19 protein-coding genes are annotated in these 22,581 nt (G+C 37.3%); 6 read left to right on the top strand and 13 right to left on the bottom strand.

Features of this window, described 5'->3' with window-relative positions; translation table 11 throughout:
• Nucleotides 1-11 precede the first annotated feature (11 nt).
• The 4 genes from DV417_RS05075 (at nucleotide 12) to nrdB (ending at nucleotide 4,978) form a co-directional block, all read left to right on the top strand.
• A complete protein-coding gene (locus tag DV417_RS05075; protein WP_046939212.1) occupies nucleotides 12-596 on the top strand; it encodes a D-sedoheptulose-7-phosphate isomerase in 585 nt (194 codons plus the stop codon).
• Between the two features lie 56 nt (nucleotides 597-652).
• Nucleotides 653-1,234 carry a division/outer membrane stress-associated lipid-binding lipoprotein gene (gene dolP / locus DV417_RS05070; RefSeq protein ID WP_118878943.1) on the top strand — a complete coding sequence of 194 codons (582 nt, stop codon included), beginning with the start codon at nucleotides 653-655 and terminating at the stop codon, nucleotides 1,232-1,234.
• 245 nt (nucleotides 1,235-1,479) lie between these two features.
• Nucleotides 1,480-3,750 carry a class 1a ribonucleoside-diphosphate reductase subunit alpha gene (nrdA, locus tag DV417_RS05065; RefSeq protein ID WP_118878941.1) on the top strand — a complete coding sequence of 757 codons (2,271 nt, stop codon included), beginning with the start codon at nucleotides 1,480-1,482 and terminating at the stop codon, nucleotides 3,748-3,750.
• Nucleotides 3,751-3,847: 97 nt separating this feature from the next.
• Complete coding sequence (nrdB, locus tag DV417_RS05060; RefSeq protein ID WP_118878939.1) at nucleotides 3,848-4,978, top strand: class Ia ribonucleoside-diphosphate reductase subunit beta; 1,131 nt, start codon at nucleotides 3,848-3,850, stop codon at nucleotides 4,976-4,978.
• 115 nt (nucleotides 4,979-5,093) lie between these two features.
• Here the strand turns inward: nrdB and odhB are convergent, their stop codons facing one another.
• The 13 genes from odhB to proQ all read right to left on the bottom strand — a co-directional run bounded on the left by odhB (nucleotide 5,094) and on the right by proQ (nucleotide 18,508).
• Nucleotides 5,094-6,323 (bottom strand): 2-oxoglutarate dehydrogenase complex dihydrolipoyllysine-residue succinyltransferase, encoded by a 1,230-nt coding sequence (odhB, locus tag DV417_RS05055; RefSeq protein ID WP_118878937.1) that lies wholly within the window; start codon nucleotides 6,321-6,323, stop codon nucleotides 5,094-5,096.
• Nucleotides 6,324-6,444: 121 nt separating this feature from the next.
• Nucleotides 6,445-9,252 (bottom strand): 2-oxoglutarate dehydrogenase E1 component, encoded by a 2,808-nt coding sequence (gene sucA, locus DV417_RS05050; RefSeq protein WP_118878935.1) that lies wholly within the window; start codon nucleotides 9,250-9,252, stop codon nucleotides 6,445-6,447.
• A gap of 223 nt (nucleotides 9,253-9,475) precedes the next feature.
• Nucleotides 9,476-9,976: a tetratricopeptide repeat protein gene (locus DV417_RS05045; RefSeq protein ID WP_118878933.1), complete on the bottom strand. Its 501-nt coding sequence runs from the start codon at nucleotides 9,974-9,976 to the stop codon at nucleotides 9,476-9,478.
• A 13-nt stretch (nucleotides 9,977-9,989) separates the two neighbouring features.
• Nucleotides 9,990-10,409 (bottom strand): hypothetical protein, encoded by a 420-nt coding sequence (locus DV417_RS05040; protein ID WP_065249680.1) that lies wholly within the window; start codon nucleotides 10,407-10,409, stop codon nucleotides 9,990-9,992.
• 13 nt (nucleotides 10,410-10,422) lie between these two features.
• The gene (locus DV417_RS05035; RefSeq protein ID WP_118878931.1) at nucleotides 10,423-11,265 is read right to left on the bottom strand and encodes a DUF5358 family protein; all 843 of its coding nucleotides are present in this window, start codon (nucleotides 11,263-11,265) and stop codon (nucleotides 10,423-10,425) included.
• A gap of 13 nt (nucleotides 11,266-11,278) precedes the next feature.
• The gene (locus DV417_RS05030; RefSeq protein WP_065249682.1) at nucleotides 11,279-11,551 is read right to left on the bottom strand and encodes a hypothetical protein; all 273 of its coding nucleotides are present in this window, start codon (nucleotides 11,549-11,551) and stop codon (nucleotides 11,279-11,281) included.
• Nucleotides 11,552-11,703: 152 nt separating this feature from the next.
• Nucleotides 11,704-12,012 (bottom strand): WYL domain-containing protein, encoded by a 309-nt coding sequence (locus DV417_RS05025; protein WP_239990476.1) that lies wholly within the window; start codon nucleotides 12,010-12,012, stop codon nucleotides 11,704-11,706.
• A gap of 161 nt (nucleotides 12,013-12,173) precedes the next feature.
• Nucleotides 12,174-12,812: an MBL fold metallo-hydrolase gene (locus DV417_RS05020; RefSeq protein ID WP_118878930.1), complete on the bottom strand. Its 639-nt coding sequence runs from the start codon at nucleotides 12,810-12,812 to the stop codon at nucleotides 12,174-12,176.
• 9 nt (nucleotides 12,813-12,821) lie between these two features.
• Complete coding sequence (locus tag DV417_RS05015) at nucleotides 12,822-13,577, bottom strand: TatD family hydrolase (protein ID WP_118878928.1); 756 nt, start codon at nucleotides 13,575-13,577, stop codon at nucleotides 12,822-12,824.
• Between the two features lie 52 nt (nucleotides 13,578-13,629).
• The gene (gene mepK / locus DV417_RS05010; protein WP_118878925.1) at nucleotides 13,630-14,190 is read right to left on the bottom strand and encodes a peptidoglycan L,D-endopeptidase MepK; all 561 of its coding nucleotides are present in this window, start codon (nucleotides 14,188-14,190) and stop codon (nucleotides 13,630-13,632) included.
• 27 nt (nucleotides 14,191-14,217) lie between these two features.
• Entirely contained in the window at nucleotides 14,218-15,678 is a 1,461-nt protein-coding gene (locus tag DV417_RS05005) for a L,D-transpeptidase family protein (protein ID WP_478292513.1), read from the bottom strand.
• 89 nt (nucleotides 15,679-15,767) lie between these two features.
• Nucleotides 15,768-17,843, bottom strand: a complete 2,076-nt coding sequence (gene prc / locus DV417_RS05000; protein ID WP_118878922.1) for a carboxy terminal-processing peptidase — start codon at nucleotides 17,841-17,843, stop codon at nucleotides 15,768-15,770.
• A 26-nt stretch (nucleotides 17,844-17,869) separates the two neighbouring features.
• On the bottom strand, nucleotides 17,870-18,508 hold the full coding sequence (gene proQ, locus DV417_RS04995) for an RNA chaperone ProQ (protein ID WP_009500999.1): 639 nt from the start codon (nucleotides 18,506-18,508) through the stop codon (nucleotides 17,870-17,872).
• A 179-nt stretch (nucleotides 18,509-18,687) separates the two neighbouring features.
• Between proQ and DV417_RS04990 the strand changes: the two genes are divergently transcribed.
• Both DV417_RS04990 and DV417_RS04985 read left to right on the top strand, forming a co-directional pair.
• Complete coding sequence (locus DV417_RS04990) at nucleotides 18,688-19,938, top strand: PqiA/YebS family transporter subunit (protein ID WP_118878919.1); 1,251 nt, start codon at nucleotides 18,688-18,690, stop codon at nucleotides 19,936-19,938.
• Nucleotides 19,922-22,564: a PqiB family protein gene (locus DV417_RS04985; RefSeq protein WP_118878917.1), complete on the top strand. Its 2,643-nt coding sequence runs from the start codon at nucleotides 19,922-19,924 to the stop codon at nucleotides 22,562-22,564. The genes DV417_RS04990 and DV417_RS04985 overlap by 17 nt, the downstream gene beginning before the upstream one ends.
• The last annotated feature ends 17 nt before the right edge of the window (nucleotides 22,565-22,581 follow it).

The following is a 22,581-nucleotide window of genomic DNA, read 5'->3' as shown; positions in this document are numbered from 1 at the left end:
GGCTTTTTATGATGTTACAAAAAGTAAAAGATATTTATAGCGAAAGTATTCAAATTCAAATTGCTGCGTCTAGCATGCTTTCGGAAAATATTGCTAACGCTACCCAAATGGTGATGCAATGTTTGCTAGGCGGCAATAAAGTGATCGCTTGTGGCGTCTCGCGTTCTTATGCCAATGCACAGTTTCTCGTATCTAACTTGCTTAATCGATATGATTTAGCAAGACCGAGTTTTCCCTCTGTGCTCTTAAGTTTAGAAAGTGCGGTGGGTTCTTCTCTTGTTTTTGAACACTCGCCTGAGGAATTGTATTGTCACCAATTTAATGCCGTTGCCAAACCAGGTGACTTACTTATCGCTTTTGCGCCTTTGGGAACAGAGAAGATCGTACTAAACATTATTTCTCATGCAGTAAATAAAGAAGTTAATGTCATTGCACTAACTGGCTCTAGTAACGATGCAATTCAAGGAATTTTAGCCGATAGTGATTTAGAAATATCGATTCCAGCAACGAAAGAAAGTCGAGTCTTAGAAAACCATCTTTTTGTTATCAATGCCCTTTGTGAATTAGTTGACCACACCTTGTTCCCAAGTGCTTGACAGCAAAATAAATCAATTTCAAACTAGCGGTAATTTAATCTCAAAAGGAGTTAATTATGACATTATCCCCGTTAAAAAAACTGGCTATCGTGCTTAGCACAACATTCTTTTTGCAAGGCTGTATCGTTGCCGCTCTTGGTGGTGGCGCCGCAGCAGCTAAAGTTGGTACCGATCCTCGAACAGCTGGCACACAAGTTGATGACGAAACACTCGAATTCAAAGTCGAAAATGCCGTTGAAAAAGATGCTCAAATCAAAACTGAAGGTCGTGTAAATGCAGTGTCTTACAATGGTCGAGTACTTTTAATCGGTCAAGTTCCCAATAGTGGCGTAAGAGAAACAGCCGCAGATCTTGCAAAAGGCGTTGAAGGTGTCAATGATATTTATAACGAACTGACTATTGGCCCGAAAATCTCTTTTGCACAAATTAGCAAAGACAGTTGGATTACCACTCAGGTCAAATCAAAAATGTTAGTCGATGGTCGAGTTAAAGCGACAGATGTAAAAGTTATTAGCGAAAATGGAGAAGTTTTCCTACTCGGTACAGTGACTCACGCTCAAGCTGATGCAGCTGCAGATATTGCGAGCAAAATCAGTGGCGTGCAAAAAGTAATTAAAGTTTTCAAATATCTCAACTAATCTTCAAAGTGCGGTCAAAATTCAACGAATTTCAACCGCACTTTTCTCATTTTTACAAGTAAAAAATTTGATTTTTTTGCTCTTTCGAAAAAAACATTTATTTTTAAATAAGTTACCTATTGTCAATAATTCAAGCAAAAAATTTATTGCTTGATCTCAAGCAAAAAACACATTACCTTGTGCGTAATTTTATTATAAACACTATATCTTGTGTTTAACATCGCCATAATAACAAGGGTCGTACAATGAATAAAAGCTTAATGGTAACCAAGCGTGATGGCACGCAGGAACAAATCAATCTTGATAAAATCCACCGTGTTATTACATGGGCAGCAGAAGGTCTGGACAATGTGTCTGTTTCCCAAGTTGAGCTTCGCTCACACATTCAATTTTATGAAGGCATTCGCACTTCAGACATTCACGAAACCATTATTAAAGCAGCCGCAGATTTAATCAGCAAAGATACGCCTGATTATCAATTTTTAGCTGCTCGCTTAGCGATTTTCCATTTACGTAAAAAAGCCTACGGTCATTTTGATCCCCCTCGTTTATACGATCACGTCAAAAAATTAGTGCGCATGGGAAAATACGATCATGCCTTATTGGATGATTATACCCGCGAAGAATGGGATGAAATGGACAATTTCATCGACCATTGGCGTGATATGACATTCTCTTATGCTGCCGTAAAACAATTAGAAGGTAAGTATTTAGTACAAAACCGTGTGACGGGAGAAATCTACGAATCAGCACAATTCCTCTATTTACTTGTTGCCGCAAGTTTATTCTCTAAATATCCAAAAGAAACACGTTTGGACTATGTGAAACGTTTCTACGATGCAACATCTACCTTCAAAATCTCCTTACCAACGCCAATTATGGCGGGGGTGCGCACACCGACTCGTCAGTTCAGCTCTTGCGTATTAATTGAATGTGATGACAGCTTAGATTCAATCAATGCAACTGCATCAGCTATTGTGAAATATGTTTCACAACGTGCAGGGATTGGTATCAATGCTGGTGCAATTCGTGCATTAGGTAGTGAGATTCGTGGCGGTGAAGCATTCCATACGGGTTGTATTCCATTCTATAAATATTTCCAAACCGCGGTAAAATCTTGCTCACAAGGTGGCGTTCGTGGCGGTGCTGCGACACTTTATTACCCAATTTGGCACTTAGAAGCAGAAAGCTTACTTGTATTAAAAAATAACCGTGGTGTAGAAGACAACCGCGTTCGTCATATGGATTATGGCGTCCAATTAAACAAATTAATGTATCAACGCTTAATTAAAGGTGGCGAGATTACTTTATTCAGTCCATCAGATGTACCTGGACTTTATGAAGCATTCTTTGCGGATCAAGACAAATTTGAAGAACTTTACGTAAAATACGAACAAGATCCAACTATCCGTAAACGCACCGTCAAAGCCGTTGAGATTTTCTCTTTATTAATGCAAGAACGTGCATCAACAGGCCGAATCTACATTCAAAACGTAGACCACTGTAATACTCACTCTCCGTTTGATCCACAAGTGGCACCAGTTCGCCAATCTAACTTATGTTTAGAAATCGCGTTACCAACGAAACCACTTCAGCACATTAATGATGAAAATGGAGAAATCGCACTTTGTACCCTTTCCGCATTTAACTTAGGTAAGATTGAAAACTTAGATGAATTGGAAGAACTTGCCGATCTTGCTGTGCGCTCGCTTGATGCATTATTAGATTATCAAGATTACCCTGTTGTAGCGGCAAAACGTAGTTCACTTGCTCGTCGTGCATTAGGTATCGGTGTCATTAACTATGCTTATTACCTTGCGAAAAATGGTGTTCGTTATTCTGATGGTTCAGCTAATGATTTAACTCACCGCACTTTTGAAGCCATTCAATATTATTTATTGAAAGCCTCTATGAACTTAGCAAAAGAGCAAGGTGCTTGCGAATACTTCAATGAAACCACTTATGCAAAAGGCATTTTACCTATTGATACCTATAAGAAAGATTTAGATGCCTTAACACAAGAGCCATTACATTATGATTGGGAAAGTTTGCGTAAAGATATTCAAGAATTTGGTTTACGTAACTCAACACTAACCGCCTTAATGCCATCGGAAACATCATCGCAAATTTCCAATGCGACTAATGGTATCGAGCCACCGCGTGGTCATGTAAGTATTAAAGCCTCAAAAGATGGCATCCTAAAACAAGTTGTACCTGAGTACGAAAACTTAAGCGACAACTACGAATTACTTTGGGATATTCCAAGCAATGACGGCTACTTACATTTAGTCGGTATTATGCAAAAATTCGTAGACCAAGCGATCTCGGCCAACACCAACTATGATCCAAAACGTTTTGAAGACGGTAAAGTACCAATGAAAGTGTTGTTAAAAGATCTTTTAACCGCTTATAAATATGGTTTAAAAACCCTTTACTATCAAAACACTCGCGACGGCGCTGAAGATGCTCAAGAAGATCTTGATGATGGCTGTGCTGGTGGAGCTTGTAAAATCTAACTATTTACTTTCAAATTATAAGCGGGCTTTAGCCCGCTACTTGTAACCTATTAATTACTATTGGCAAAATTAAGGTTGCCAAAACGGGGAATAATATATGGCATACACTACTTTCTCACAAAACAAAAACGACCAATTAAAAGAACCGATGTTCTTTGGTCAAAACGTTAATGTTGCACGTTACGATCAACAAAAGTATGAGACTTTTGAAAAGCTCATTGAAAAACAACTTTCTTTCTTCTGGCGTCCAGAAGAAGTGGATGTGTCGCAAGACCGTATCGACTATGCCGCGTTACCTGAACATGAAAAACACATTTTCATCAGTAACTTAAAATATCAAACCTTACTAGATTCTATTCAAGGTCGTAGCCCAAACGTAGCACTATTGCCTTTAGTGTCTATTCCTGAATTAGAAACTTGGATTGAAACCTGGACATTCTCCGAAACCATCCACTCTCGTTCTTACACCCACATTATTCGTAACATTGTGAACGATCCGTCTATCGTGTTTGACGACATCGTGACGAACGAAGAAATCATCAAACGTGCTCGTGATATTTCTTCTTATTACGACGATTTAATTCGCGATAGCCAACTTTACAGCCTGTACGGTGAAGGTACTTACACGATAGATGGTAAAGAATGTGTTGTGACATTACGTAATTTGAAAAAACAACTTTACCTTTGCTTGATGAGTGTGAATGCGCTTGAAGCAATTCGTTTCTACGTATCTTTCGCTTGTTCCTTTGCCTTTGCTGAACGTCAATTAATGGAAGGTAATGCTAAAATTATTAAATTTATCGCTCGTGATGAAGCCTTACACTTAACTGGTACGCAGCATATTTTAAACATCATGGCTGCAGGTCAAGATGACCCAGAAATGGCAGAAATTGCAGAAGAATGTAAACAAGAAGCCTATGATCTATTCTTAGCCGCTGCGGAACAAGAAAAAGACTGGGCAGATTATTTGTTTAAAGACGGTTCAATGATTGGTTTAAACAAAGATATTTTGGTGCAATACGTGGAATACATCACCAATATCCGTATGCAAGCCGTTGGTCTTCCATTGCCATTTGGTGCACGTTCTAACCCAATTCCATGGATTAACGCATGGCTTGTTTCTGACAACGTACAAGTGGCACCACAAGAAGTGGAAGTGAGTTCTTACCTTGTAGGTCAAATTGACTCAAAAGTTGATACGAATGATTTTGGGGATTTCGATCTCTAATTAAAAACACACAATAAAATAACCGCACTTTTGAATATTCTTTTTAAATATTTAAAGTGCGGTTAATTTTTTGTTTATTTTAAAAGGCTTTCTAACACAGAAAGCCTTTTATTTCTTAGATTTCCAATAATAATCTTGTTGGGTCTTCCAATAATTCTTTAATCGTTACCAAGAAACCAACAGATTCACGGCCATCAATTAGGCGATGATCGTAAGATAAGGCAAGATACATCATTGGACGAATCACAACTTGACCATTAAGCGCAATCGGGCGTTCTTTAATGGCATGCATCCCTAAAATTGCACTTTGTGGCGGATTGATAATTGGAGTAGACATAAGAGAACCAAATACTCCGCCATTTGTAATAGTAAAATTGCCACCAGTAAGTTCTTTTACTGTCAATTTACCATCACGACCTTTTTCAGCTAATGCTTTAATTTGTTTTTCGATCTCTGCCATACTGAGCTTATCGCAATCTCGAAGCACTGGTGTGACTAATCCACGAGGAGTCGAAACCGCAATACTAATATCAAAATAGTTATGATAAACAACATCATCCCCATCGATAGAAGCATTCACTTCAGGATAACGTTTTAATGCTTCCACCACCGCTTTGATATAAAAAGACATAAAGCCTAAACGGACACCATGCTGTTTTTCAAATTTTTCGCCGTAGGTTTTGCGCAAAGTCATTATCGGCTGCATATCCACTTCATTGAAAGTAGTAAGCATTGCTGTACTATTTTTGGCTTCCAGTAAACGTTCAGCAATACGTTTACGCAAACGGGTCATTGGCACACGTTTTTCAGAACGTGCACTATAAGCTACCGTACTAATTGTATTTTGCTCAGTGGCAACGTCTTGTTTCGCTTGCAGTGCTTGTCGTTTTGCGATTTCACGTTCAATATCTTCACGTGTTAAACGGCCGCCCACGCCCGAACCTTGAATTTGATCTGCTTGTAAATCATGTTCTGCTAATAAACGACGAATCGCAGGGCCTTGATCCGCATTATGATTATGACTATTTTCAATCGCTGCATGTTGACGATCAGATGGTGTAGGTTCATTCGTTACTTTTAACGTTGCAGAACTGACATCCCCCTCTTGAGCCGTAGAAATTTTTCCTAGCAACTGTTTACTCACCACAGTTTCGCCCTCAGCTTGAACAACTTCTGCCAGTACGCCATCAGAAAGTGCTGGTACTTCTAGCACAACTTTATCCGTTTCAATTTCTACAATAACTTCATCACGTTTAACAGTATCACCTACTTTTTTATGCCAAGTAACAACGATTGCATCCGCAACTGATTCAGGTAGGTCTGGAACAAGAATTTCAATGGTCATTTTATTTTTCCTTATCTCTTAAAGTGCAACTTATTGCACTAAATTACTCTTTTACTTTTTATCCAGGATGCAACAAGTACACCTGTAAATTTATAAAAATATCTTAATTTTCAACCGCACTTTATAGGGTTAACGCATCTTCCACTAATTGTTTTTGTTGTTTAGTGTGAAGCGACATATAACCCACAGCAGGCGAAGCTGAAGCTGGACGCCCTGCATATTTAAGTTTAACGGATTCTGGAATTGCTGATTCAAAATTATGTTTACTGCAATACCAAGCTCCTTGGTTAAGTGGTTCTTCTTGGCACCACACATAATCCCTGATATGTGCATAAGGCTCAAGCGCTTTCTTCACATCCTCATGCGGGAATGGATAAAGCTGCTCAATGCGGATAATCGCTACATTTTTCTGGTTATTCGCACGGCGTTGTTCAAGTAAATCGTAATAAACTTTACCTGAACACATGACCACACGTTTTACATCTTTAGGATCAAGCTCATCAATTTCTCCAATTACAGTTTGGAAAGCTCCATTAATCAACTCATCTAAACTGGATACAGCCAATGGATGGCGTAACAAAGATTTTGGAGAAATGGCAATCAATGGACGGCGCATTTTACGTAACGACTGACGGCGCAACATGTGATACACCTGTGCTGGCGTTGACGGCACGCAGACCTGCATATTTTGTTCAGCACAAAGTTGCAAATAACGTTCAAGGCGAGCAGAAGAATGTTCTGGACCTTGTCCCTCATAGCCATGAGGCAATAGCATAACTAAACCACACATTCTGCCCCATTTTTGTTCACCAGAGCTAATAAATTGGTCGATAACAATTTGTGCACCATTAGCAAAATCACCAAATTGCGCTTCCCAAATGGTTAAAGTTTTTGGATCTGTTGTTGCATAACCATATTCAAAAGCAAGTACAGACTCTTCTGAAAGTACAGAATCCCATACTTCAAAACGACCTTGGTTAGCATGCAAATGTGTTAATGGTACATACCCCGTACCATCATTTTGATTATGCACCACGGCATGACGATGGAAAAAGGTTCCCCGCCCCGCATCTTCACCTGATAAACGGACATTAACACCTTCATCAAGTAAGGTTGCATAAGCCATGGTTTCAGCCATACCCCAGTCGAGCAATTTCTCGCCTTGATACATTGCTTTACGATCATTATAGATTTTTTCTACACGAGGATGAGCACGTAAACTTTCTGGATATTCACATACACGTTTAGCAAGAGTTAAAAAACGTTCCTGTGAAAATTTGCTTTCATACGGCGCAGTCCAATCATAGTTAAGATATTGCAACCAATCCATTTTTGCCGTATCCATTTCTCGCCATTCTGATACGACACGATCACCATTATCTAGCGCATCGCGATAATCATTCGCCATCTCGGTGACTTGTTCTTCACTCATCACGCCTTCTGAAACTAAGCGATCTGCATAAACTTTACGAGGGGTAGGATGTTTTTTAATGATGCTATACATCATTGGTTGAGTAGCTAATGGCTCATCGGCTTCATTATGACCATGACGGCGATAAGAAATTAAATCGATAAAGATATCTCGTTTGAATAAATTACGATATTCCACCGCCATACGCGCAGCAAAAGCAACCGCTTCAGGATCATCACCATTAACGTGAATAATCGGCGCTTGAATCATTTTCGCTATATCGGTGCAATACTCTGTAGAACGAGTATCATTCGGATTAGATGTCGTAAAACCAATTTGATTATTAATAACAATACGAATCGTGCCGCCCACACTGTAACCGCGAGCATTTGACATATTCAATGTTTCTTGAACAACGCCTTGCCCTGCTACTGCGGAATCACCATGTACTGTAATCGCTAAAACTTGACTACGCGTTGTATCATTAATACGGGTCTGTCTTGAACGTACAGAACCCACCACTACTGGGCTTACAATTTCCAAATGAGATGGATTGAATGCCAACGTTAAGTGAACTCGCTTATCATCCACTGCAAAATCAGAAGAAAAACCTTGATGATATTTCACATCTCCCGTACGTTCACTCGAATGTTTACCTGCAAATTCATCAAATAAATCCTCAGGCTTTTTACCTAATACATTCACGAGCATATTCAAACGCCCACGGTGTGCCATTCCCATTACCACATCATTTACACCTTGGCGACTAGCATGACGAATAATTTCTTTCATCAATGGAATAAACGCATCACTTCCTTCTAAGGAAAAGCGTTTCGCCCCTGGGAATTTTGCACCGAGATAACGTTCTAAACCGTCTGCTGCCGTCAGTTCACGAAGAAAATTAACACGTTCTTCAGATGTAAAAAGCGGTTTATCTAACACACTTTCCATTTTGCTCTGAAGCCAAGTTTTCTGTGCCATATCTTGCACATGCATAAACTCTAAGCCAATTGAGCCACAATATGTCTCTTTCAACATTTGAGCTAACTCACCAAGCTTAATGGTATCGCGTTTGTAAACGTAATGATTAATATTGAAGGTTTCGTTGAGATCTTGTTCAGTAAAACCGTGATGACGATAATCTAATTCAGGGACGGAAGATACTTTCCAACGATAATAATTGAGGGGATCGAGATTAGCCTCTAAATGGCCACGAAAACGATAGGCATTGATAAATTGTAGAACTTTCACCAATTTTGCACCAGCAGCAGGATCTATCACTGTCACCGCTTCATTATGATTTTCTCGCGCCAAACGACGAAAATAATCTCGCACTGGTGTATGAGGCTGTTCAAGTGCCGTCATTTTTGGTAAAGAATCAAAAGTGGCTCGCCAGCTTTCCTCCACCGACTGCGGATCACTCAAATAGCTTTCATAAAGTTCTTCTATATAAGATTGATTTGCACCGCCTAATGCTGTGCTAGCTAACCAATCATCAAATGCCTTGTTTTGCTGCATAATTACCTCTTAATTATGATTATTTGGAACGATATTTTTCGCTCCATTTTTTATCCATTATACATGGGATTGAAAAGGAAATAAGTCTCTTATCAGAAATTGTTACAAATTTGTGATCTAGTTCAAACTCTTTGAATTTCAAACAATAAAAAATCCCTTTCATCTGATGGTGAAAGGGATTTTAAAAAAGAAAACGAATCTTGGTAAGAATCATTGATTTTTATTAATACTTACCTTCATTCATCAGCCGATAATTATGGCAGGCATCTTCTATACCATTATCACAAGCTCTTCCAGTCCATTCTTTTGCTTCAGCTCGATTCTGTCTTACGCCTTGACCACGATAATATTTCTGTGCAAGCATCGCTTGAGCAATAGGAATATTTTGTTGTGCCGCAGTCTTAAACCATTTAACAGCTTGATTATGGCTTTGCTGCACACAATCTCCCTGCTCGTATGCCATAGCTAAAGAAAATTGTCCTAATGCACTTCCTTGTTCTGCCGCTCTAGTAAACCAATAAATAGATTGAGAACAATCTTTTGGCACATCGCTATAGCCCTTACCATAACGAGCTGCCAACATTAATTGTGCGTCTTCATTGCCTTGCTCTGCTTTTTGAATCAGCTGTGTACGAGAAATATTTGCAGGCAAATTAGCTGATACTGATTGTGAAAAAGCTGACACTAAAAATGGTATTGCTAAAATTTTAATTGAATGTTTCATATTTATTTGCTTATTAAAACCCTTGATATTTTAAAGTGCGATAAATATTTTCATAGTGATCAACATATAATTTACACTCTTGAAAATTAGGTTGAATATTTATACTACGTGCCTTATTAATAATATCCATATGATTTTCAACTGACTTATGGAATATATAATCTCTTTTTATAAAATTATATCTACCTTGTCCAAAAACTGTACTACCTATAGTTTCTTTGGCTGCAAATTTTAATCTTTCACCAATTCCTACATCAGGTAAATTCGATATATTTTTCAAGTCAGATATATTACTATATCGAGACAAACATTCCATTGTCATTTTCTCTTCTTTTCCTATTTTAAATGCTTCTTCATCAGAAATCATATATGCTGTAATGCAACCCGTTAATGAAAAAGCAGATAATAGAATTAATGCTATTTTAAATTTCATTTAAGATTTCTCCTTAATTACAAACATTTGTCCAACCGCCAGTTCCCCAACCATTTCCAATAGATTGACAGGAAGAACGCATATTCTGATTCATTTGATTCATAAATTGTGTGCCCTGTTGGATTTGCTGATTCATATTTCGAAATCCTGAACTAATAGAGTTAGAGAATTCTTGAAATGCAGCTTGCTGAGCAGCTTGTCTTTGCATCTCTAACATTTGCTGTTGATATTCACGTTGCTGAGCTAACATTTGGCGCTGATATTCAGCTTGCTGCTGACGAGCTAATTCGGCTTGACCTTGTGGTGTTTTTAAATATGCTTCGCGGGCTTTACGCTCTTTTTCGGCTTGAATTTGCTGAGCTTTACGCTGCTGCTCTGCTGCTTTTTGTTTAGCAATAGCTTGTTTTTTCTGTTCTTGAATTTGTTTTCTTAATTCTGAAATTGCATTGTTATAGTCTCTTTTGAATGCCTTACATTCATTTACGTCAACATTTGCTATATTGTTATTAAATTTTTTATGCTGTTCAGAAAAATAAGCTTGTGAAGCAGGATCGTTTGCTATTATTCTTGAATCTCGTTCTCCTATTACTTTAACAATGGTGTTCAGCTGAGCATTATTCCAAAGAATTCTTTCTTCTTGAGAATATTTTCTATAGACCTTTCTATCCGCATCCTCCAATGTTAGACCTTTTAATTCAGGGTGGATACAATGTTCTAATTTATTAATAACAGACACAACTTCCTTCATATCCTCATCTGATATTTTATATTTTGGTTGTTGTGGAATAAATTGATAACTACTACCACATGCGGTTAAAACAAAAATCGAAAAAACTGACAACGTTTTTTTAAACATAACTCACCCTATACTAATTACTATATTCACCAAAAAATTTTAATTGAATCGCTTTGACCCCACATTTTTCAAGAGTATTTCTTGCTCTCAATTCTAAAGCTTTCAATTCAGAATTTACTTTATCTATATCTATTTCAATATCTTTAATAAAATTACATTCCCTTTCAGAAAGAAAAATTCCTTGAACAAACTCATATCCCAAATTTCTAAAAATATTCTCAATATCAGATTTTGGGGTTTCAGATGAAAAAGAGATATATACGCCAATACGAACATTCTTTTTCATAATAGATCTCCTATAAATAAATGTTTAATCAGATTTGTTTGTTTTAGCTGTAAAGCTAAAACAACAATGAGTATACTCATTGAGAAATCGATGAAAAAACACACAAAAAATCCCTTTCATTTTTCAATGAAAGGGATTAAAAATTATTCTATTTATATATTCTCGCCCAACCTCCTCAATCTCCTCTCCAAACTTCGCATCCACCAATTCAGTATCTCACTTTCCACCACCGTCGCACGAACTAAATAAGTTTCGCCTTCGTCTGTGATTTCTTGATCTGTGGACAACGGCGTTTCGGTTAAATGGAAACCATAAGGCTTACCAATGCGAAAAGTCAGACGGATTTTCTTGCCGTTACCAAAGCCAAAATGTTGTTCAGCGAGATAATGTTTTAGGTTGAATTTTGAGCGTTCAAAAGTGAACGTGGTTGCAGTAGCATTGAGAAAGCGATATTTGCTCAACAGGGATTACCCTTTTTTAGTAATGAAACGCAAGATTTCGAGAAGTAACTGAATAGTAGAATGAGGTTGTGACATAATCTCGCCCTTTTTCGCATAAAATCAATAAAAAACCGTACTTCATCTCTTAAACAAAGTGCGGTTATTTTTACTTGTATTAAAACTTAGGATTTAGAATTTAAAAATGGGTTTGTCTGTTTTTCTCGGCCAATGGTTGTATAAGGTCCATGCCCAGCGATAATAATAATATCTTCGTTCAGCGGTAATAATTTTGTTCGAATTGAAGATATCAATGTTTCATAGTCGCCACGAGGAAAATCGGTGCGACCAATGCCACCTTGAAATAATACATCGCCTGTAAATGCTACTTTTTTCTCATGTTCAATAAAACCAATATGCCCTGGTGTATGCCCTGGTAAATGTAAAATCTCGAAATTAAAGCTATCTAATTTTAAGATTTCGCCTTCTTGATTAAACCAACGGTCAGGTAAAAAGGCTTCAATATTTGGTAAACCAAAGCGTTGGGCTTGTTCTGGCAAACTCTCAAATAAAAATTTATCTTCTTCATGAGAACCCCAAATTTCAACACCAAAATGTTGTTTTAATTGCATCGCTGCACCAACATGATCTAAATGACCATGGGTAAGCAAAATCACTTTAAGATTTAAATCCAGTTCTTCAATACGTTGAATTAGGCGTTCAGCTTCGCCACCTGGGTCAATAATTGCTGCATTTTTGTCGTCATCCCAAATCAAAGAACAGTTTTGTTGAAATGCGGTGACTGGGATAATTTCGATATTCATGTTTTCTCCTTATAATCGATAAAATTGTTGAGTATTCAAAAGTATTTGCTCTTGAACATAATGTAATGGCAAAGATCTTAATTCAGCTACTTTCTTCACTACTGCGAATAATTGCTCGGAAATTACCGCACTTTCCAATCCTTCGTGTGGCCAAGGGCTATCTGTTTCAATCATCAAACGGTTCAACGATAAATGTTGAGCAACATATTGCGTTTTAGGATTCCATGAGATATCAGGCGTGAGACTAGCGAAATATGGTGTAGATAAAAATTTCTGAAAAGATTTTTCATCTGTCTTAAACCAATGAAAATGGGCTCGTTGGATATTATGTTTTTGCAGTAATTCAAGCGCAATATCCACATCATTGTGCACAATATGTAAATTTAACGACAAATCCCATTTTTTCGCTATCAGAATAAATCGTTCCAGTAATTCAATGTAAGGTGCGTAATCCAAATTTGCATTTTCACGTTTAGAATAATGTGGCAACCCCACCTCGCCAATCGCAGAAATCGATGAATGATGTTCATCAATCCATTGAAATAATTCATCTTGCTCTTCTAAATTCAGCAAGGGCTGTTCAGGATGAAAACCAACTGCAATATAAAGTTTCTTGGGATAAGCCTGTTTTAAATTCAATAGTTTTTTAGCACTTTTTAGATTCGTACTTACTGCAAGCATACCTGTAATCTTTGAATCACCAAGTGTTTTCTGAATATTCTCATCAGAGAGTTGATCCAAATGAAGATGACTGTCAAATAGCATAGTATTTTCCAATGAAAAACCGCACAAAAGTGCGGTCAATTTTAAATTTATTTTATACCCCTTTCCAGGTTCTAACAGGGCCAGTATCCACATGAATAAAATTACTTGTCGGATAATATCCTACTCCACCATTACTCAAATTTTCTGCAACAGCTTTTACTTTAGTCAAAGGTATGCCAGCAATACGGAAATCAATGGCCTTTCCTTTAATATGATAACTATTACTTGCTACTCCGCTACTTTGACGATGACGCATTGCATTAGTTGCAGCAGAACGATACCCACAAATTACTTCAATTTCAGCATTGCGTAACCCTAAATTTCTTTGAATGTTATAAAACTTGTGGAATAAATTTGGATCCATTCTATGAACTTGGTTTGTTCGTTTATCGCGCATAAAATGGTCCAATCTCTTTAATATTGCGCTCGAGAAACCTTTGTGTGCAGAAAATTCACCACTTAATCGCTCTCCCGTATTAATGTTACGGAAAGTCAAAATACGAGGCTTAGGTGTTGAAACCATTGCTAATACAGAATTTGGTAAAACTGATGCGCCTAAAACAATGCCACCGAGCGACAGCCATTTACGTTTCTGTTTATCAACCTTCATCATCTCTCCTTTCTATTTTTTGATGGATTATTAGAGATATTTTTTGACGACATTCCAGTTAATTCCACTGAAATTCATCAATCCATCATATTTATAAATATCTGGCAATGCCTGAATATTTCCATTCTCAACCCAAGATGTCACATAGTATATAAATACTGGGTTTTCTGAACGAATTGGGGCAGAAACCGTTTTTTTACTTTCTAAAACATTCTTTTTACGTTCATCAGACCACCCTGCTTCTTTCAATAAAATACTAGCAAGTTGATCGGACTTTTCCACACGCACGCAACCAGAACTTAATGCGCGATCTTTACGACTAAACAGCCCATGATTTGGTGTGTCATGTAAATAAATCGCATCTGAGCTTGGCATATTAAATTTATAATTACCCAATGCACTATCGCCAGCGGCTTGTCGAACACGATAAGGGAATTTATTACTAATAGATTCCCAATCAATAGAAGCTGGATCAACGACATTTCCCTGACTATCTAAAATTGAATAATTATGCTCCGCAATATAATTTGGATCCGCTTTCATTTTTGGCAATAAATCTTCATTGATTAAACGAGTTGGCGCATTCCAAGGGGGATTAACTACTACATTGCTTAATTTACTATACATTACTGGTGTTCTGCGCGAATTTTTTCCAACAATCACCCGAGATTCTAAAATCAGCTCACCATCCCGATAATACTGTAATTTATAACTTGGAATATTTACAAAGATACCATTATGAAAATCAGGAATTACTCGCAAACGCTGTGCATTAATTGCAAGTTTCTGCCCAATCTCTGATAAGCCTGATGCAGATACCATTGATGATAACGCTTTAACAGTTTGATGATATAAGTGATTATCGCCCGATAAACTTTGTACAAAACCTAAAAGTTGGCCATTTTCTACCGCACTTAACCAACGTTGAATATGCTCATCTGCAGGTTGTTGAACTTGATAAGTGCTAGATGAATAAAGCCAGCGTTGAGCTTGTACGCCTACATTTTGAGTATAATACAAATAATCTAGCAATATATCGCTCAATAAAACATCATAAGCTAACCCGCCTTGTTGCTCGATCAATTCAAAGGATTCTAAGGATTTTGCTGAACGTTTAGAAATACCGCTAGCCACCATTGCTGCGTAATCCTGTAATAATTGGCGAGCCGCAGTATTATCTTTCCATAATGGTGCATATTTACGTTCTGCATATAAACGAGCTAACAAAGGCTTAAACTGTAAAGCATGCTCGCCTATTTCATGGGTTAGCGACATCTCTAAAATCGATTGCTTTTCCTGTGATAAGCGCGCTTGATCTAATTTAATTTCTTCTTCGAGCTTTTGTTTTTCTTCTGGAGATAAATGAGAAACATCAATTCCATGAATTTGCGCAGACTTCCCATTGTTTGCAAAATCTGCTAAAGCGCATCCTGATGTCATCATTGACAATGACAACACAAATACTGAGAGCTTTGCAGTGCTTTTAAACATAGCCATTCCTTAAACATTTCCTAAAAACAACCACACTTTATCTAAGTTCTAAAACAAAGTTCGGTTAAAATAATTTTATTTTTTCTCTTCTACTTTTTCTCTTCTACTTTTTCTGTTGGTTTCTGAGCTTCTTTACCAACATCTTGCGCACTTGAATTCAACATGACAAAATCCGCAGCCATTTTTTCTGCTTCTTTTAAGAAGAAATCTGGCGCTTCATAATCTTTCGGTAAATCATCAATATCATTTAATGCTTTTTTACCTTCTCGTTTAAAACGCTCATTAATATCTTTTAAACGTCTTGCATCATCTTTATCGTTTTCAGCTTTACGTGTTTGATAATTCAACGATAAGAATTTGCGATCACGGCGCTCATTACGAATTTTTAGATCTTCATTCAATGCAACAAATTCAGGATCTTTGGCAATACGCTCAAGATGTTTTTTATTTAATACATCAACATCTTTACGCGCATTGCCAACTTCTTTATAAGTTGCAGATGGAATTTTATCCCACGGTAATGCATTATCTTCTTTATCTTCGCCATACTCTTTAGTATCGATAATTTCAGGGAAATTAATATCTGCCGCCACACCTTTTAACTGAGTTGATCCACCATTAATTCGATAGAATTTTTGGATAGTATATTGCAATAAACCTAACGGCGTCTGATCCAAATCATACACAAAATTTAAAGGACGACTTTGCTGAACGGTACCTTTACCATAAGTATTTTGACCAATAACAATACCGCGATTATAATCTTGCATTGCTGCTGCAAAAATCTCTGATGCCGAAGCACTATAACGGTTAATCATGACAAACAAAGGGCCTTTATATTGTTGCTCGGCATCATCATCTTCATGTACACGAATTCGTTGGTAAGCATCACGTACTTGCACAACAGGACCATTAGTAATAAACAAACCACTTAAAGCAACCGCTTCTGTTAATGCGCCACCACCGTTCTCACGCAAATCAATAATTAACGCATCGGCTTTTTGTTTCTCTGCTTTAACCAATAATTTTTTAACATCATCAGTTAAACCAATATAGAAACTTGGCACTTTGATTACCGCAATATTTTTACCATCTGCTTTATCCATGGTTAATTTTGCGGCTTGATCTTCAATACGAACTTTATCTCGAACTAAAGTAATAATGCGGGATTTTCCACCTTTAGACGGTTCAATTTCTAACCGCACTTTTGTGCCTTTTTTACCTTTGATTTTCTCAACAATATCTTCTAAACGCCAGCCTACGATATCTTCAATTTCACCTGTTGCTTGACCCACACCAATAATCTTATCTCCTGGGTGCAATTTTTTACTTTTTTCAGCTGGTGCGCCAGGAACAAGTGACTTGATGCTTGTTTCATCATCTTCTGATTGTAAAGTTGCCCCAATCCCCTCAAGAGAAAGATTCATGCTTTCGTTAAAACTTTTCGCTGTTCTTGGTGCAAGATAGCTTGTATGCGGATCAATTTCGCGAGCAAATGCATTTAAATAAGTTTGAAGAATGTCATCTGCCTTAGTTTGAGTTAAACGACGAATTGCCAAATTATAACGTTTGGTGAGTTTTGTTTTAATTTCTGACCATTTTTTATCTTTTAATTTAAGATTGATAATGTCATTTTTTACTCGTTCTTCCCAAAGTTTGTTGGCTTCCTCTTCGTTTTTCGGAAATGCCGCTTTTTCACGATCAATTTCAATTTGATCCTGACCATTCAAATTAGGCTCTTTATCTAATAAAGACAACGCATAAGCATAACGTTCATAACGACGCTTCATCATTACATCATAAATATCAAAAGCAGCAGAAAGATCACCTTGATTTAACTGGTCATCCAACTTAGCGCCATATTTTTGACGAAGTTCATCTACATCAGATTGCAAAAAGGTGTTATGGCTAAAATCAATATTTTTAATATAACGATCAAAAATCTTCTCAGAAAAAGCATCATCTAATGAGATCTTTCGATAATGCGATTGGGTTAATCGAGTCGTTGCACGCTTAGTCGCCAACTGATTCTCTTCGCTTGCTGTTGGAATAGTAATATCGCTCAGTTTTAATTTAGGCTGCACAGCCAAAGCAGGCATAGAGCCGATTAACAATGCCGATAACAATGCGCTAGTAATCACATTTTTTGAAATATTAGATCTCATAACCTTTCCCGAGTAGAATTAAATCATTATGCAAATAAACGATCTGCAGCTACGCTCATAACCAAACCGTTTTCAAGTTCAACACGTGCAGAATCTTTTAGCACTTCCACTACTGTTGCTTTTTTCGCATGATCACCAGCTTTCACTTTCACCACAGAACCAACAGAAATTTGTGAAAAATCAACCGCACTTAGTGACGGCTTATTGAAGTGTTTAGCATTTTTATTTGCAGGTTTACGTGGGCGTTGTTTTTGTTGTGCTTTTTTCGCTGCAGCTTCGGCTTTACGTTTTTCAGCAACACGCGCTTTAGCATCTGCAAGCTGTTGAGCTGCATGAGTTACATGTTCCGCTTCTAATACTCCGGCTGGATTACCTTGTAAATCTACGCGCACCGCGCCTTCGCGACAACCATGTAAATAACGCCAATTTGATGTGTATTGACGAAGAGCCTGACGCAACTGAGTTTTGCTTACACGCTCATCATCTTGTAATGCTTCCGCTAAATCTTGGAACAGACCAATTTTTAATGGTTTTGCTTCGCCTTCTAAAATAAAGCAAAGAGGAAATTTTTCAGCCAAATACGCAATAATATCTTTTGTATTGGTTAGTTTTTGTGAATTTACTTGCGCATCAGTGGTCTGAACGCCAGATTGAGAATCAGTCATGTTAGTTATCCTAGGGTAAATATAAACCGACCTAGTTTATCGCACTTTTTACAAAATTTACAATGAATCAAAACATTGTGAATAAATTTTACACAAAAATAGTCAAGCTCACTTCCCATATATACTTAAACAAGGCTAAAATGGCCCGTTTTTAACAACCGAATAAAAGATAATCTTTCGTGCAAGAATCAAACCTCACACCAAAATCATTTCAAATTATAAAATGCGAAGAATGTGATGCTAGCGTAGAAACACCTTTAATATTAAATAAAGATGAACAAGCTGAATGTCCACGTTGCCATCATCATTTAGCGACAGGTGGGCGTTGGTCTGTTCATCGTTGTGCAATGGTCGCTTTATCGATCCTTATTTTGATGCCATTTGCCTTGGGGTATCCCCTATTAAGTCTTCATCTATTAGGTGTCAAAATTGACGCATCTATTTGGGAAGGTATTTGGAAAATGTCAGTAGCTGGCTATGAATACACTGCCTTTATGGTGTTTATCTGTGCCGTTGTGATGCCAATTACCTTTGCAATTTTAGTCATCATGCTCTGGATTGCAAAAATTTTGCATATTAAACCTCGCAGTGTTTTGCTTTTTTTAGGTTATATAAAACCTTGGGTGATGTTTGATGTTTATTTAATTGCGCTAGGCGTGACGATGTTCAAAGTGCGTGAATATGCAACACTGGAAATTAATGTTTATTTAATTCCCTTTATTTTCACTGCACTTTTGACAACCTTACTTTTTATCAAATTAAACCTTAAAGCATTGTGGAAAGAGTTTTATCCAGAAAATGAAGCAGCTTATGATGCAAACAATATTGAATTATGTGATGCTTGTAACTATACATTTTCAAAAAATGGGATTCATTACGATAAGAAGAACAACCCACGATGTCCGCGCTGTTTATCGCCTGTTCATATTTCAGATAATATTAAGTTACAACGCACTTGGGCAAGTTTAATTGCAGGGATTATTATGCTCTTCCCAGCAAATTTATTACCCATATCAGGCATTTATTTAACAGGTTCGCTCTCTGAAGATACATTAATATCTGGTGTGATTTCTTTTGTTAACATGGGCAGTTATTTTGTTGCTTTCGTGGTATTCTTTGCGAGTATTTTTGTCCCAATCAGTAAAGCTGTAATTTTACTTTATTTACTAAGTTGTGTTCATTTTAAATGGCGACATTCTATAAAATGGCAAATACGTTTATTGCATATTGTGCATTTCGTTGGGCGCTGGTCGATGCTCGATTTATTTGTGTTAGCCTTAATGATGTCGCTCGTAACTCGCGGTGAAATTATTAATTTTACCGTTGGTCCTGGCGCATTTTACTTCGGCGCTGCCGTATTTTGCAGCATGATTTCAACCTCACAATTTGATAGTCGATTAATTTGGAAAATTTATGACAGAGAAAAATAGTTCTTCAATGAAAGATCAACATACAGAAATGACAGCGGCAGTACGAAAAACTCGTCGTATTTCTCCATTTTGGTTACTTCCCTTTATTGCATTATGTATTGGGGCAATTTTATTCTTCCAAATTGTTAAGGAACGTGGCACAAGCATCACGATTACCTTTACCAATGGTTCTGGTATCGTTGCAGATAAAACACAAGTTCGCTACCAAGGATTACAAATTGGTGTGGTGAAAAAAGTAAATTTCACAGATAACATGCAAAAAGTGGAAGTTGTTGCCAATATCAATCCTGAAGCATCAAGTATTTTGCGTGAAAATACAAAATTCTGGCTTGTTCAACCAAATGTTTCACTTGCAGGAATTTCAGGTTTAGATTCTCTCGTATCAGGCAATTACATCACTCTTCAACCGGGTGATGGCGATCGCGAAGATGAATTTATTGCGGAAGAACAAGGCCCCATTGCCCAAGTTTCGCCTGGAGATTTATTGATTCACTTAATTTCTGATGATTTAGGCTCAATTTCTATCGGTGCGTCCGTCTATTTTAAAAAACTACCTGTAGGAAAAATTTACGATTATCGCATTAATAAAGACAATAAAGTGCAAATAGATGTTGTGATTGATAAAGCCTATGCACAGTTTGTGAAAAAAGATTCACGTTTTTGGAACATCAGTGGCATTAACGCTAACATTAGTCCGTCGGGCCTAAATCTAAATGTAGAAAGTTTAAATGCGGTTGTACAAGGTGCCGTTTCTTTTGACTCTCCAGCTGACAGCCCAAAGGCAGATGAAAATAGTCATTTCACGCTCTATACCAATTTAAAAGCCGCAAAACGTGGGATTGAAGTCAATGTAAATATCCCCGCATCTGCTGGTCTCGTTGCGGGACAGACCGAAGTTTATTCTCAAGATAATCCTATCGGGATTCTTTCTAAAATAAGTGCGGTTGAAAATAACGATGAAATTTTAGAAGGCAGTTTATTGATAGATCCAAACCAAGCCTCTTTATTTAAAGCGAATAGCAAAATCGTACTTCGCAATAAAAAAACGGATCTTGGTAATTTAGCAGATCCAAAAAAATTCTTTCGTGGCGAATATTTTGATGTCATTGCTGGAGATGGTGAAACTAAGCACCAATTTGATGTCATTAAAGAAAATGAATTATTACTCAATGCACCTAATACATTAGTTTTAACACTCACCGCACCAGAAAATTACGGTGTAAGTGAAGGTCAAAATGTGTTTTATAACAACATGCCAATCGGACAAATTGTTTCACAAAAAGTCGACGTAAATGGTGTGCAATTTAAGGCAGCAATTGCATCCGAATATCGCAATTTAATTCACGAAAATACACAATTTGTCGCAGCAACCAACTTTGATATCAGCGTTGGACTAGACGGATTGCGTTTTGAATCAGCAACACCAGAAAAATGGTTGCAAGGTGGCGTACGGGTATTAACGAAACAAGGTCAAGGAAAAGCTAAAGATAGCTATCCGCTTTATCAAAATATTAGCAATGCTGAACATGGGATTATAGGAAATATTCTTACGCCAACGATAACCTTACACACCCAAACGTTACCAAGCATTGATAAAGGTTCTCTCGTACTATATCGCCAATTTGAAGTGGGAAAAATTTTAAATATCAAACCTAAAACTAATAGCTTTGATGTAGAGGTTTATATTTATCCCTCCTATCAACATTTGTTGACCGATAAAAGCCGTTTTTGGGTAGAAAGTGCGGCAAAAATTGATATCACACCTAAAGGAATTAGCATTCAAGCAACGCCACTTGCGCGTTCGTTAAAAGGTGCGATTAGCTTTGATAATAGTGGTTCGGGCAATAATCGAACACTTTACGCAAATGAAAGTTATGCCAAATCCATCGGACTTGCAATCACCTTAACGGCAGATGATGCAACCAATCTGAGCAAAGGGATGAGTCTGCGCTATTTGGGGTTAGATATGGGGCAGATTGACAGTATTCAGCTTGATGCAAAATCTAAACGCATCACTGCAAAAGCATTAATAAACCCGAATTATATGAATATGATTGCAAAAGAAGGTTCTAACTTTACGATTATCTCACCACAAATTTCAGCCAGTGGAATAGATAACCTTGATAGCTTATTACAGCCTTATATCGATATTGAAGTTGGGAATGGTAAACCAAAAACACAATTCAATTTAGCTCAAACAGCTCCACAACGTAATAAATTTAGTAATGGTACGCCATTTATTTTAGAAACACGCGATGCAATGAATTTAAGTGAAGGATCACCAATTCTTTATCGAGGCGTAGAAGTGGGTACCGTGAAAAAATTTGAGCTTAACAGTCTTGGTGATCGCGTCTTAGTTCATATCGCAATCATGCCGAAATATAGTCATCTTGTTCGACAAAATACAGAGTTTTGGATTGCATCAGGCTATGACTTTACTTTAGGCTGGAAAGGTGCGGCATTTAATACAGGAAGTGTTCAACAGTTGCTAAAAGGTGGTATTTCTTTCTCTACACCAGCAGAAAAAGAAATTCAACCACAGGCGCAGCCAAACAAACGTTTCTTACTTCAAATAAAACGCCCTGAAGAAGTAAAAACTTGGGGAAGCGGCGCGTTACCACAATAAATAAAAAATGGATTAAA

Origin of the sequence: Haemophilus haemolyticus, from assembly GCF_003490935.1 — a bacterium.
Lineage (GTDB): Bacteria > Pseudomonadota > Gammaproteobacteria > Enterobacterales > Pasteurellaceae > Haemophilus > Haemophilus haemolyticus_M.
This window is presented reverse-complemented; position numbering and strand designations above follow the sequence as displayed.